The following is a 13,961-nucleotide window of genomic DNA, read 5'->3' on the forward strand; positions in this document are numbered from 1 at the left end:
AGGAGTTGTCCTCTATACAAGTATATATTATTTTACATAATTAGAGTATATTATGTAAAATAATATAGTAAAAAGATGTTTAGAGTATTATTTATGTTAAGATATAAAGAAAAGATAAAATCTTTAATAGAAGAGAATATGTATTAAATAGATTTATATTATTGCTTTTTCTTTCGGGCTAACCCAAAAGGTCAAGTCAGGAGAATATTGGAGCAGTGTATAAGGTTGGAAACCCAAGAAGACCAAGACTTACAGTGAAAAAGGAATATAAGGAAGTGCTAGGTATAAAAAAACAAATTCATAGACTTATTTGTAAAAGATTATAAATAATGTGAGGGGTTTAACATATCCTAAAATAAAAAGAGGGGTAAAGATGAAAACATTTGTTTTAGATACCAATGTTTTGTTGTATGTCCAGATGCTATGGTTGCTTTTGATGATAACAAAGTTGTTGTTCCAATAACTGTTATTGAAGAACTAGACACTTTTAAAAAATTAAATAATGAAAGAGGTCGTAGTGCAAGGCTTATATCAAGAAAACTAGATTTTTTAAGATAAATGCTAAGTTATCTGATGGTGTAAAAATTAAAAATGGTGGAGTCATCAAGATAGAAATGAATCGTCATGATGTAGATTTACCTTCAGATTTTACAAGTCGAAAGTCTGACAATCAAATATTAAAAGTAGTGCTGAGTTTAAAACAAAAAGGCGAAAATGTAATTTTTATAACAAAAGACGTTAATTTAAGAATTAAATCTAAAATTTTAGGTTTGCAAGCTAAAAACTATGAAAGTTTTAAGATAAAAATAGATGAACTTTATACAGGTTGGAAAGAAATAAAAGTTAGTGCTGACAAAATAGACAATTTTTATAGAGATTGGAGTTTACATTTAGATAAGGAGTTTTATCCCAATGAGTTTATTGTTTTAAAAGATGAGTTTGGTTCTTCAAAAAGTGCTTTAGCGAAGTACTCAAAAGAAGATAAAATGCTGTCACAAATTTTTCATCAAAAATCTATACTTGGGGACTAAAGCCACTAAATACAGAACAAAAGTTTGCTATAGAATTGTTACTATGTAATGAAGTTAAACTTGTTACGCTAATAGGTTTGCCTGGTGCTGGAAAAACAATTCTTGTTCTTGCTTGTGGATTGCAAAAAGTTGTAGAAGAAAGACAATTCAGAAAGCTTTATATAGCTAGGCTTATAATTCCTATGGGACGTGATATTGGATTTTTGACTGGGTCAAAAGAAGAAAAGTTAGGTGCATGGAGGGGTGCTATAAATGATAATTTAGAATTCCTTATGGATAAAGGGCAGTCTGATTCAAAAACAGACGAAAAAATTAATTATCTTTTTAGCGCAGGGCAAATAGAAATTGATTCGTTGACTTATATAAGAGGACGTTCTTTGCCTCAACAATATATAATTATTGACGATGTTCAAAATTTAACCCCACATGAAATTAAGACAATCACTTCTCGCGCTGGAAATGGCACCAAGATAGTTTTGACAGGGGATCCTTATCAAATAGATAATCCTTACCTTGATGTATCTTCTAATGGTCTTAGCTATTTAGTAGAAAGGTTTAAAGGTCAAGAAATTTTTGGACATATAACTTTTTCGAAAAGTGAAAGGAGTGCTTTAGCTGCTTTATCTTCAGAGCTATTGTAGTAAAGATAAATGGATCAAGATAATAAGTTTATAGATATGCATATTCACACAAATTATTCGGATGGTGTTTTTTCGCCCAAAGAAGTTGTTGAGTATGCTAACAAGATGAATTTATTGGCTATAAGCATAACAGATCACGATTGTGTAGACGGAATTGATGAAGCTTTAAGAGCAGCTAAAAAGTGTAATATTGAAGTTATCCCAGGGATAGAACTTTCTTGCCAAGTCGAGACTAACTTGCAAAAAAATGAAATGCATATTTTAGGGTATTTTATAGATTATAAATCTCAAAAACTTCAAAATGTTTTGGCGACTTTCAAACAAGCGCGTTATGACAGAGCGTTGACAATGTTAGATAAATTAAAAGAGCACAATATTGTTTTAAAAGATAAATCTTTTATACAAAATGCTCAAAATCAATCTATAGGAAGACTTCACTTTGCTAAAGCTTTGGTTATGGAAGGTTTCGTTGGTAGTGTTCAGGAGGCCTTTCAAAGATATTTGTCATATGATAAACCCGCCTATGTGCCTAAACATTACATGAGTGCTATAGAAGCAATAGAACTTATTTTAAGTGTTGGAGGATTGCCTATTATGGCTCACCCTTTCCATATGCATTATAACGATAAAGCTGTGTTAAAAGACCTTGTTGATAATGGTCTTGCTGGAATGGAAGTTTGGCATGTAAAACATACAGACAGCTTAGTGAAGAAATTTTTAGAATTAGCAAAAGAATTTAATCTCCTTGTAACGGGTGGATCTGACTGTCATGGACCATTTAAAAAAGATATTCCCATTATGGGTAGAATAAAAGTGCCTTATTATGTTTTAGATGACCTAAAAGTAGCAAATCAAAAACGGTCAAATAAGTTAAATTAATATAATGGAATATATAAATAAAACAGTTTTTATAAACTACTTAAATTGTCCAACCCTTGCTTGGCTTACAAAAAGAAATAAAATACCAAAACTTACAGGTTTAAATAATGATTTTCTCATATATGAAAGCAAGAATATTCGCCAAAAAGCATGGCAACTTTTTAATGATTCTGTTGTTGTTCACAAATCTGAAGATATAGATGTATTTTTACAAACGAAAGATTTAATTGCAAACCGTAAAATATATGGGATTTGTAATGCTCTTTTTACGGCAGAAGGATATTATATAAAAGCAGATATACTAAAAAGAACTGATAAAAACTCATGGCATTTGTTTGAAGTCAAGTCAGGCAGCAAATGTAAAGAAAAATATACAAACGACATAGCTTTTACTGCAATGGTTTTATCAAAAGCAAACGTTAATGTATCTCAATATAGTATATTGCATTTGTCCAATGATTATCGTTTAAACATGCAAATAGACAGTATTTTTAAAGAAGTAGATTTGACTGAAAAAGTGAATCTTAAACTTATGGAATTCTTTTCTATTTCAGACCAAATGTTAAAAGACGTGAATTCTCAAGAAATGCCCGTACCGTATTTAAAAAGAAGATGTAAGAATTGCCTGGTTTTTGACGTATGTATGGGTAAAAATGTTAAGAATCATATTTTTGATTTACCAAGATTATCTATCCCTGCTGTGGAGGAATTAATAGCACTTAAAGTAGATACAATTGATAAAGTTCCAGATGATTTTGAACTTACGCCAATGCAGCAGATAGTTAAAAACAGTGTTTTAACAAATACAACTTATGTCTCTGATACTTTAAAAGACGAACTGAATAATATAAAACAGCCTTATTATTATCTTGATTTTGAGTCTGTTACCACAATAATGCCATTATATCCAGATGTTGCTCCACATACTCAGATATTGACACAGTTTTCTTTAGATAAAGCTGACAATGTAGGGAATATATTAAATCATTATGAGTATATTGCAGATCATACAAAAGATTGTCGTAGAGAAATTGCAATACACCTTATTGAATCTTTAAAGCAAGATGGCAGTATTATAACTTATTCAAATTCAGAACGTATATCTATACTAAAACTTGCAGATCTATTTGAAGACTTAAGGGAAAGTTTAAATAAAATAGCTGTTCGAATAGTGGACTTAGAGCTAATTTTAAAGAAAAATTATTATGATGTAAATTTTCATGGGCGAAGTTCAATAAAAAAAGTTTTGCCTATATTAATACCAAAGGAAACTTACTCAGATTTGGAAATAGGTGATGGTGGTGATGCTGCTGCTTCTTTTGCTTTTATAGCAAAGGGGATGTACGATAAAGATCAGATAGCGCAAACAAAAAAGAACTTGTTGAAATATTGTGCAAAAGATACTGCTGCTATGATTTATATACATCAGTTTTTGATTAATGTTGCAAAAAATTCATTATATAAGGGTTTTTAGAGAGACCCTAAGATGACAAAACATATCAAAAATTATATAATCAAAATCAAAACTGGGTTTTAGTGATACCCAATCATTTAATGAGGTTATATGTATAAAAATCTACTTGAAAAAATTAATTCTCATAATGCAAAGGTTGGCGTTATAGGGCAAGGATATGTGGGGCTTCCTTTGTCTTGCCAGCTTGCAAAACAAGGTTTTAGTGTTACAGGTTTTGAAGTAGATGAGTCTAAAGTTAAGATGATAAATAATGGCAAGTCTTATATTGATGATGTAAGTTCTTACGATTTAAAAGAGTTAGTTAGATCTGGCAAGATTTCTGCTGACTCAAACTTTAGAAATCTTTCAAAGATGGACGTATTAATTATTTGTGTGCCTACGCCTCTTAGAAAAGCTAAAGATCCAGATGTATCTTATATATTGGAAGCAGCAAAAAATGTTAGAGAAACTTTAAAAAAAGGGCAACTTGTTATATTGGAATCTACAACTTATCCTGGTACTACAGAAGAGTTAGTTCTTCCAATACTGGAAGAAACAGGTTTGGAAGTGGGTAAAGATTTTTTTTTAGCTTTTAGTCCAGAAAGGATCGATCCGTCAAATAAGAAATTTGATATAAAGAATACTCCAAAAATTGTTGGCGGTATATGCGAAAAGTGTACTGAACTTGCCTCAAACGTGTACTCGTCTTTTACAAAAGTTTATAAAGTTTCTTCAAGCCAGACTGCAGAAATGGTAAAACTTTTGGAGAATACTTTTAGGTCTGTAAATATTGCTTTAGTTAATGAAGTTACTTTAATGTGTGATAAATTAGGACTTAATGTCTGGGAAATTATAGATGCAGCGTCAACAAAACCCTTTGGATTTATGCCTTTTTATCCTGGTCCTGGAATAGGTGGTCATTGCATACCATTGGACCCACATTATTTATCGTGGAAACTTAAAACGGTGAATTTCTATTCAAGATTTATAGATTTAGCTGGAGATCTAAACGCTAAAATGCCAGATTATGTTGTTTCAAAATTACAAGATGCACTAAATGTAAGATCTAAAGTTTTAAAAAATGCTAAAATTTTAATTTTAGGTATAGCTTATAAAAAGGATGTAGCTGATGAAAGAGAGTCGCCAGCCATAGATGTTATAAATATATTGTTTGAAAAAATGGCAAATGTCTTTTATTATGACCCTCATGTACCTATTATGAAAAATTGTGGATGCGGCAAAACTTTACGTTCTTTAAACAATCTCAACAACTTAAATAAGTTTGATGCTGTTGTAGTAGTTACAGATCATTCAGATGTTGATTACAAGAAAATTTTAAAAAATGTTAAAGTTATTGTTGACACAAGAAATGTTTTTAAGAACATTAAATCTAGTAAAGTCATAAGGATATAAAAAATAAAAGTTGATGCAGTTTAGATAAATTTTAAAAACTATAGTTTTTAATACCTTCGGAGGGAGTATGGCAAAAGATGAAAAGCTTAAAGCCTTAGATTTAGCTTTGTCTCAAATTGAAAAAGATTTTGGCAAAGAAGCGATTATGAGGCTTGGAGAAAAGCATGCAAGAGAAAATGTGGATTCTATATCTACTGGCGCACTTCCTTTAGATATTGCTATAGGTATTGGAGGTATTCCCAGAGGCAGGATAATTGAAATTTATGGACCAGAAGCTTCTGGAAAGACTACACTTGCTTTATGTATGGTAGCGCAAACCCAAAAACTTGGAGGAATAGCAGCGTATATAGATGCTGAACATGCAATGGATCCAGAATATGCAAAAAAGATAGGTGTAGATATAGATAATCTTTTAATATCTCAGCCAGATTCTGGTGAGCAAGGTCTTGAAATTGCTGATAAACTTATACGTTCAGGAGCAGTAGACATAATTGTTGTAGATTCTGTAGCGGCTCTTGTACCAAAAGCTGAAATTGAAGGGGAGATGGGAGATTCTTTTGTGGGTCTTCAAGCTAGATTAATGAGCCAGGCTCTTAGAAAACTTACTTCTAATATTTCTAAATCAAAAACGTCTATTGTGTTTATAAATCAGTTAAGGCAAAAAATTGGAGTTATGTGGGGTAGTCCAGAAACAACACCTGGAGGACTTGCTTTGAAATTTTATTCTTCTGTAAGACTTGATATTAGAAGAATTGAGTCTGTTAAAAAAGGAGAAGAAATTTTAGGGAATAGAGTGAGAGTAAAAGTTGTTAAAAATAAAGTAGCAGCTCCATTTAAACAAGCAGAGTTTGAAATAATTTTTGGTCAGGGTGTAGATAGGTTCGGTTATTTAATAGATATGGGTGTAAATGATGGTATAATAGAAAAAGCAGGAGCTTTTTTTAGTTATAAAGGTGAGAAGCTTGGACAGGGCAGAGAAAATGTTAAAGTATTTTTAGCTATGAATCCTACCATTGCAGATGAAATAGAAACAAGAATAAGAGAGAAAGCTTTCAGTTTAGAGGAAGATAAAGGAAGTCACTTAGAAGATTCCGATGTAAAGGAGAAAGTTTCTAAGAGTTCGAAGAGGGAGAAATAAGTAATGATTATAAGTTGTAGAGGAGACAATGAACAATTATTAAAAGAAGCTGATTTAGATATATTTAATTTAAGTAAGAAGATTTTAAGGGAGAAAAAACATATTTCTTTTAGAAGAAGTTTAAAAGACACATTAAAAAACTTTCCTACTTCTTTAAAGTTTTTTGCTTCTAGAAATAAAACTTCGAAGGTATATATTGCTATAATAATTTCTGGTGGTATGGGAGATAGTTTAAGGCAAAAGGATGCCTTATTTGATATCTTAGAAATATTTCCAGAGGCTGTTATTGATCTATATGGTAAAACATATAGACGTTTTTTTTCTGATGTAGGCAATATAAGGTTTGTTTTTGGCAGATATTTTATAGGTTTTTCAAGAAGTAAGTATGACATAATAATAGATTATTTTTCTAGTGACAATGTTACAAGTGGTATTTGCGATTTAACTATTAACTCGTCAAAAACTAATGATTTAGTAAGATTTAAAAAAGATTTTGAAGATATAAAGAAACGATATAATAATTTGTTTGATTTTAATAGCCAATACTCTTTTCAAAAAAAAGCTTTAAATGAGGGTTTAAATTTTAATAGTGTAGCTAAGTTAACCGCTGGCGTTAAAGATTTTAAAAAGATTTCATTGCCTTTAGATTTTAAAGAACAAGATATCTCTAAGTTTGGTTTGTGTAAAAGTGTAAAATATATAACTTTTCAACATGGATGGGGTGATAAGGGGTATGTTCCTGGCGTAATGCAGCCAGCTACACATCTTTGGGAAACAAAAAATTGGATAGAATTGTTTAAGGAAATAAAAAATATATTGCCTGAATATAAAATAGTTCAAATAGGTTTGGCGAGTCCTTATATTGATCATGTAGACGTTAACTTAGTTGGTAAAACTTCTTTTGATGAGCTTTGTTCTGTTATTAAGTACTCGTCATTGCATGTAGACACTGATTGTGGTTGTGTCCATATTGCTAAGGCTGTTAAAACTAAAGTAATTGTGCTTTTTGGACCTTCAAATGCAAAATATGTAGGTTATGATGACAATATAAATATTGTATCTACTTCTTGTCGTGATTGTTTTGTAATAAATAAATGGTATGAAAGTTGCGTTAGAGGATTTCAGAGTCCGATTTGTATGCAGTCAATTAAACCAAATTTTGTTGTAAATGTTATAAGAGAGTTTTTTCAAAAATAATCTAAAAGGCGGATACATGAAAATTATTGTAACAGGAGGAGCAGGTTTTATAGGTTCTAATATTGTAGATGTTTTAGTTGAAAATAAGCATTCAGTAGTTGTTTTGGATAATTTGTCTTCAGGTAATATTGAAAATGTAAACAAAAAGGCTAAGTTTTACGAGTCTGATATTTGTGATCAAAAGAAAGTTTTAGAAATATTTAAAAAAGAGAAACCTCAAGTTGTAATACACCATGCTGCGCAAATTGACGTTAGAAAGTCCATGGTAGATCCTATTTTTGACGTTAATGTAAATATTATAGGTTCAATTAATGTTCTTAGTACGTGTGTAGAAGCAAAGGTTAAAAAAATTATTTTCGCTTCCTCGGGTGGTACGATTTATGGGGAATGTAAATCTGTAGCTCCAAAAGAAGATTCAATGCCAAATCCGCTTTCTCCATACGGAATTGCGAAAAATTCAGTGGAAAACTATATAAAGTTTTATTCTGAGATTTATGGTCTAGAATATACGATTTTAAGGTATGGTAATGTTTTTGGTCCAAGGAAAGATCCCAATGGGGAAGCAGGCGTGGTTGCAATATTTTCTCAAAGGATGCTTAAAAACGAGGATGTTGTAGTTTTTGGCGATGGAAAACAAATGAGAGATTATGTTTATGTTTCCGATGTAGTAGATGCAAACATTAAGTCTTTAACAAAAGGTAAAAATGAAGTTGTAAATATAGGTACAGCTAAAACAACTTCTGTTAATAGACTTGTAGAAGTTATGAGTAAATCTAGCGGATATAAGAAGAAAGCTATACGTAAACCTAAAAGAGATGGAGAGTTATTTAAAAGTTTTTTAAATATAAATAAAGCAAAAAAAGTTTTAGGGTGGGTCCCTAATGTTAGTTTAGATAAAGGAATAAAAATTACTTTAGAATATTTTAAAGGGTCTCTCTAAAACCTCTTGACGCATATCCCTACTGTGCCTTTTAGAACATCTGTGTTACAAAACTTGTGTTTATCCTCGATAAACCTTATATTTTGTCCTTTGCATTGGCAAAAATTCACACCAATTATATTAGGGTTTTAGAGAAATATTAAAGGGAGACTTAAATAAATGAGAGCTTTTGTTTTAGCTGCTGGAATTGGTACAAGACTTAGACCTCTTACTACAGATATACCTAAACCAATGGTATCTATTTTAGATAGACCGGCTTTGTATTATACTCTCTCTAATCTTTTAAAATATGGCTTTGATAGTGCTTGTGTAAATGTACATTATAGAAGCGAAGTTATAATAGACTATTTTAAAAATAATGAGATTGGTATAAATTTAAAGTTTTCTCACGAGAAAAAACTTTTAGGTACAGCAGGAGCCATAAAAAAGAACGAATCTTTTTTTGATGATACTTTTGTTGTTATGTCAGGAGACGGGTTGACTGATATTAACCTTAAAAAAGCTTTAGAATTTCATAAGAGGAAAAAATCAATAGTGACTATAGTCTTAAAAAAAATAAATTTAAGGTTTGAATATGGTATAGCTGTAACAGATAGGACTGGTCAAATTAAATCTTTTGTAGAAAAACCATTATGGGGGGATATGTTTAATGATGAAGTAAACACTGGTATTTATATACTTGAACCTAAAATCTTTGATTTTATTCCAAAAGATGAATTTTTTGACTTCGGTAAAGATTTGTTCACTCTTTTAATGCAAAAAGGAGAAAAGATATATGGTTATTTGATGGATGAATACTGGACAGATATTGGAAACATTTTTGAATATAAAAAAGGTATTTTTGATATTTTAGATGGAAAAGTTAAAGTAGATTTAGATATGTTCAAGAGTTCAAATGGCAAATATATATCTAGTACTGCTAAGATAGATGAAACTGTTAAAATAGAAAACCCTTGTTATATAGGGGACAATGTTATAATAAAGCATGGCGTACATATAAAACCTTATAGCGTTATATCAAATAATGCCAAAATAGATGAAAATAGTTTAATAGAAAAATCTATAGTTTGGGAAAATGCAAGAATTGGTAAAAATGTAAAACTAACAAATACAATTGTTGGAAGTAATATATTAGTTGAGAACCAAATAACATTATTTGATTCTATAATAATGGAAGAAAGAACAGTATAGAGTTTTTAGAGAGACCTTATAAATGCCGAAGTTGAAGTTATTAAAAATTTTTTATTAGGAGTGTATAATATTTATGTCAAATCAAAACGGGTATTTTTTTACTTCTGAATCTGTTACAGAAGGCCATCCTGATAAAGTGTGCGATATAGTTTCAGATACTATTTTAGATGCTATTTTGGAACAAGATCCAAAAGCTAGAGTAGCGTGTGAAACTTTTATATCTAAAGGTCTTATTATTGTTGGTGGTGAAATTACAACTGCAGCAAAAATAAATACGAGAGAAACTGTTAAAAGCGCTATAAAAAAAATAGGGTATAATAGGCCTTCGCTTGGATTCGATTATAATACTTGTGCAATAATGGATACAATAAATACGCAATCACCAGATATTGCTATGGGTGTTGACGACGGTGGTGCAGGTGATCAAGGGCTAATGATAGGCTTTGCTTGTAAAGAAACTCCGGAACTTATGCCTCTTCCTATAACTTTAGCTCACAAGCTTTCTATAAGACTTACTCAAGTAAGAAAAAAAAATGTTTTACCTTATTTAGGTCCAGATGGAAAAACTCAAATTACTGTAGAGTATGTTAATTGGAAGCCTAAAAGAATAAGTGCTGTTGTTTTGTCTACACAGCATACAGAAATGATTTTGAATAAAACTGGTGATCATATAACAGAAAAATCAAAAAAAGAAATTTTTGAGGCTGTAATAGAGCCAACTTTAGGAAAATTGGTTGATAAAAATACAAAAGTTTACATAAATCCTACTGGCAAATTTATTATTGGTGGTCCTGCAGCTGATACTGGTCTTACTGGAAGAAAAATTATAGTAGATACATATGGTGCAATGGCAGCGCATGGTGGTGGTGCGTTTTCTGGTAAAGACTCCACAAAAGTTGACAGAAGTGCTTGCTATATGGCAAGGCATATAGCAAAAAATATAGTTGCTGCAGGTTTTGCACAAAAATGTACAGTACAGCTTGCTTATGCTATAGGAATAAAAGATCCTGTTTCAGTTATGGTAGATACGCATGCGAGTGGTAAAGTATCAGGGCTTAAATTAGAGTCTATTGTTAAAAAAATTTTTCCTCTTACTCCGAAAGGTATTGCAGAATACTTACAACTATGTAAACCTATTTTTGCTAAAACAGCTGCTTATGGGCATTTTGGAAGAAAAGAATTTACTTGGGAAAATTTAAATAAAGTTGAAGAGCTCCGTAAATATGTAGGAGAATAAAGTAACATTAGTATTCTTTCCTAATGCATATAATTGCAGTGAATTTTTTGACAAAACAAGAAAAATGTAGGACTTATTGTGTGATACTCATAGATTTTTTAACGCAGGAGTATCTAAAATTGCGCAGAGAGGATATGTATTAAGATTCTATTTAGTAAAAGTGTAAAAAAGCACTTAGATTTTTAATATTAGGAATATAAATTAATGAGTTTTTATATTAAAAGAAAATTGAAATCAATGCGTAAAAGTATTGCAAAAAAATTTTTAGATAAAAAAAATAGAAGATCTAACATTTTTGACATTGGTAAAGTTAAATCAATTTTGTTTTTTAGGAATGATGACAAAATTGGTGACATGGTAGTTTCTACACTAATTTTTAGAGAAATAAAAAAATATTATCCTAATATTAAAATCATAGTTTTGTGTGGCAAAAATAATGCAGAAATTTTAAAGTATAATAGAAATGTTGACGAAATTTATACAACAAGAGATAGCTTTTTAAAAGATTTGTCGATTTATGTTAGTTTAAGGAAACAGCGCATTTCTTTGGGCATAGATTTTTACACATTTGGTCATTGTTTTATATCCTTACTTATTTTGCGTATTGTTAACGTTAGTACTTTGGTAGGTTTTTATAAAGATTCGTACAATATTTATGATTTGTCTATAAATAAAGATTTTTTTAATGAGCATATTTCAAAACGTTATGAACACGTTTTGAAGATACTAGGAATTGATAATCCAAACTTAGATTATGATATTTTTACTAGCAGCAAAGAAGATAGTATAGCTATTGAACTGCTAAAAAAGTCTAATTCTAAATATAATATAGTTTTAAATCCTTTTGCTGCAAGCAAACATAGGAGTTTTTCGTTTGATAAGTTGCAATCTCTAGTTTCTATTTTAGAAAAACAAATAAATTGTAGTGTTTTTATAATAAACTATAAAAACAATAATAATTTGCTTACTTTGAAAAATGATAAAACTTTTATTTGTCGAGTAGATTCTGTTTTAAAAAGCGCAAGTTTAATAAAGTATGCAGATGCTGTTATTACTCCTGATACGTCTATAGTGCATATAGCAGCTGCTTTTAATAAGAAGACAGTAGCTTTTTACTTAGATTATTCAAAAGTATCTGAAAAAATCAATGTAATTTGGGCTCCTAATAACAAAAATGCTATTAGTATATCTGTGGATGCTAAAGATGGGTTGAAAAGTGATATAAAGAATATATCAAATCTCTGTATTTTAGATGCAGTTAAGAAACTTTTGTAGAGGCTTTTATGAAGCTAATGATTGCAGTACCTGTTTATAATAGAAAAAAGTATCTTAATACAATAGTTAAATCTCTAAAAGAGTGCGATTGCATTAATGAAGCTTCTATTATAGTGTTTAATGACTGTAGTACAGAATTTGATGAAACCTATTTAAAACAAATTTTTAAAGAGTTAAATGCAAATGTTGTTACTAGGCTTAGGAATTTAAGAGCCGACAGAAATAATTATAAAATAATGCTGGACTTTTTAAATACAAATAATGATGTTTTGTTTATTTGTGATTCAGACCTTTTATTGAGGCCGGACACACTTAAGTTCATACAGTCTGATTTTGAAAGGACTGACGGGTTTTTAAGTGTGTATAATTCTGATTTTCATAGAGATGTTTATTTTGACGGAGAGTTTGTATATAAACAAGATGTTGGATTTGCTGGAATATGTTTATCAAGAGATTTGGTTAAGAGTTTTGTTTTAAAACAAAAAGAAACTCCTCGTTCTATGGATTTTAAATTGTCATCTTTTTTAATTAAAAAAGGTATTAGACTTATGGTCCCAAAAAACAGTTATGTTCAACATATAGGTTTTGACGGGCAAAATTGTAATAATAAATCTGTAGACTTTTCTTCTAATTTTGTTCCTTTGTCAAGTTTTAATAAAGAAATAATTGATGAGATTATGCCTATTGTTTTAAAACGCCAGGCAGAAATGATACAGTATTTGTTGTTTAAAGATAAATATAAAAGATGTGGCTTTATGGTCCATCAGCCTCGCAAGTATTTTGCACAAAATATGCTTTTTAAAAAGTTAGAAAAAATTTATTCTACATCTTATCCTATTAACGATAAAGAAAAGAGGTATTTGTGATGAACAAGAGACTTATAATTAATGCCGACGATTTTGGAAAAACTGAAGATATTACTAAAGCTATCATAGTTGCTCATAAATATGGCATATTGTCGTCTACTACTATTATGGTAAAAGGTGCAGCTTTTGAACTTGCTAGTAAACTCATTAAAGAAACCCCTAGTTTAAAAACAGGGCTCCATATAGATTTAGATTGTATATTTTTAATGAAAGAACCAAATAGGTTTTATAAAAAACTTATAAAAATTACTCCATCTATGAAAACAAAAATAAAAGAAGAAATAGACATCCAACTAGATAGATTTTTAAAAGCAGGTTTTGTGTTAACCCACTTAGATAGCCATCATCATTCTCATATGCACCCTGAAGTTTTACCTATTGTAGCTTCCAAAGCAAAAGAATTAAATGTTTCTATAAGATTTCATAATAACTATTATGATAGGAGTATATTTTTTTATAAAAATTTAGAAAAAGAAATTTTGAGCCCAATATTAAAACATTTTAATTTAAAATACCCATATTTTCTTAGAGATAGGTTTGATTTAGATTTAAATTTTGAAACTGCTGAAGTCATGTTGCATCCTGGATTTTTAGAAAGGTGGAGAGCTATTGATTTAGGAAGATGTTTAAATCCAGACCTTAAGCAAAGTATAAAAGAAAGAAATATAGAAATAATTTCTTTTGCAGATTTGAAGTGATT

The 13,961-nt window shown here is 30.0% G+C and carries 14 protein-coding genes; all 14 read left to right on the top strand.

The genetic code is table 11. The features are described from left to right. Window positions 1–423: 423 nt before the first annotated feature. The 14 genes from LBD57_RS03785 (at window position 424) to LBD57_RS03850 (ending at window position 13,959) form a co-directional block, all read left to right on the top strand. Window positions 424–558: a PIN domain-containing protein gene (locus LBD57_RS03785; RefSeq protein WP_373470005.1), complete on the top strand. Its 135-nt coding sequence runs from the start codon at window positions 424–426 to the stop codon at window positions 556–558. A gap of 56 nt (window positions 559–614) precedes the next feature. Beyond that, the gene (locus LBD57_RS03790) at window positions 615–1,031 is read left to right on the top strand and encodes a PIN domain-containing protein (RefSeq protein WP_373470006.1); all 417 of its coding nucleotides are present in this window, start codon (window positions 615–617) and stop codon (window positions 1,029–1,031) included. Continuing rightward, window positions 1,013–1,672, top strand: a complete 660-nt coding sequence (locus tag LBD57_RS03795; protein WP_373470031.1) for a PhoH family protein — start codon at window positions 1,013–1,015, stop codon at window positions 1,670–1,672. Before LBD57_RS03790 ends, LBD57_RS03795 begins: the two co-directional genes overlap by 19 nt. 9 nt (window positions 1,673–1,681) lie before the next feature. Next, complete coding sequence (locus LBD57_RS03800; RefSeq protein WP_373470007.1) at window positions 1,682–2,551, top strand: PHP domain-containing protein; 870 nt, start codon at window positions 1,682–1,684, stop codon at window positions 2,549–2,551. 4 nt (window positions 2,552–2,555) lie between these two features. After that, a complete protein-coding gene (locus LBD57_RS03805) occupies window positions 2,556–4,025 on the top strand; it encodes a DUF2779 domain-containing protein (protein WP_373470008.1) in 1,470 nt (489 codons plus the stop codon). Between the two features lie 90 nt (window positions 4,026–4,115). Beyond that, complete coding sequence (locus LBD57_RS03810; protein WP_373470009.1) at window positions 4,116–5,417, top strand: nucleotide sugar dehydrogenase; 1,302 nt, start codon at window positions 4,116–4,118, stop codon at window positions 5,415–5,417. Between the two features lie 67 nt (window positions 5,418–5,484). Continuing rightward, on the top strand, window positions 5,485–6,555 hold the full coding sequence (gene recA / locus LBD57_RS03815) for a recombinase RecA (RefSeq protein WP_373470010.1): 1,071 nt from the start codon (window positions 5,485–5,487) through the stop codon (window positions 6,553–6,555). A 3-nt stretch (window positions 6,556–6,558) separates the two neighbouring features. Further along, window positions 6,559–7,752, top strand: a complete 1,194-nt coding sequence (locus LBD57_RS03820; protein ID WP_373470011.1) for a glycosyltransferase family 9 protein — start codon at window positions 6,559–6,561, stop codon at window positions 7,750–7,752. Window positions 7,753–7,768: 16 nt separating this feature from the next. Continuing rightward, window positions 7,769–8,692 (top strand): NAD-dependent epimerase/dehydratase family protein, encoded by a 924-nt coding sequence (locus tag LBD57_RS03825; protein ID WP_373470012.1) that lies wholly within the window; start codon window positions 7,769–7,771, stop codon window positions 8,690–8,692. A 159-nt stretch (window positions 8,693–8,851) separates the two neighbouring features. After that, entirely contained in the window at window positions 8,852–9,883 is a 1,032-nt protein-coding gene (locus LBD57_RS03830) for a sugar phosphate nucleotidyltransferase (RefSeq protein ID WP_373470013.1), read from the top strand. Window positions 9,884–9,956: 73 nt separating this feature from the next. Next, on the top strand, window positions 9,957–11,120 hold the full coding sequence (metK, locus tag LBD57_RS03835; protein ID WP_373470014.1) for a methionine adenosyltransferase: 1,164 nt from the start codon (window positions 9,957–9,959) through the stop codon (window positions 11,118–11,120). Between the two features lie 204 nt (window positions 11,121–11,324). Next, window positions 11,325–12,395 (top strand): glycosyltransferase family 9 protein, encoded by a 1,071-nt coding sequence (locus LBD57_RS03840; protein ID WP_373470015.1) that lies wholly within the window; start codon window positions 11,325–11,327, stop codon window positions 12,393–12,395. Window positions 12,396–12,403: 8 nt separating this feature from the next. Then, window positions 12,404–13,261: a glycosyltransferase family A protein gene (locus tag LBD57_RS03845; RefSeq protein WP_373470016.1), complete on the top strand. Its 858-nt coding sequence runs from the start codon at window positions 12,404–12,406 to the stop codon at window positions 13,259–13,261. Then, the gene (locus LBD57_RS03850) at window positions 13,261–13,959 is read left to right on the top strand and encodes a carbohydrate deacetylase (protein WP_373470017.1); all 699 of its coding nucleotides are present in this window, start codon (window positions 13,261–13,263) and stop codon (window positions 13,957–13,959) included. The genes LBD57_RS03845 and LBD57_RS03850 overlap by 1 nt, the downstream gene beginning before the upstream one ends. Window positions 13,960–13,961 lie beyond the last annotated feature (2 nt).

This window comes from Candidatus Endomicrobiellum cubanum, from assembly GCF_031278955.1.
GTDB classification, from domain to species: Bacteria; Elusimicrobiota; Endomicrobiia; order Endomicrobiales; family Endomicrobiaceae; genus Endomicrobiellum; species Endomicrobiellum cubanum.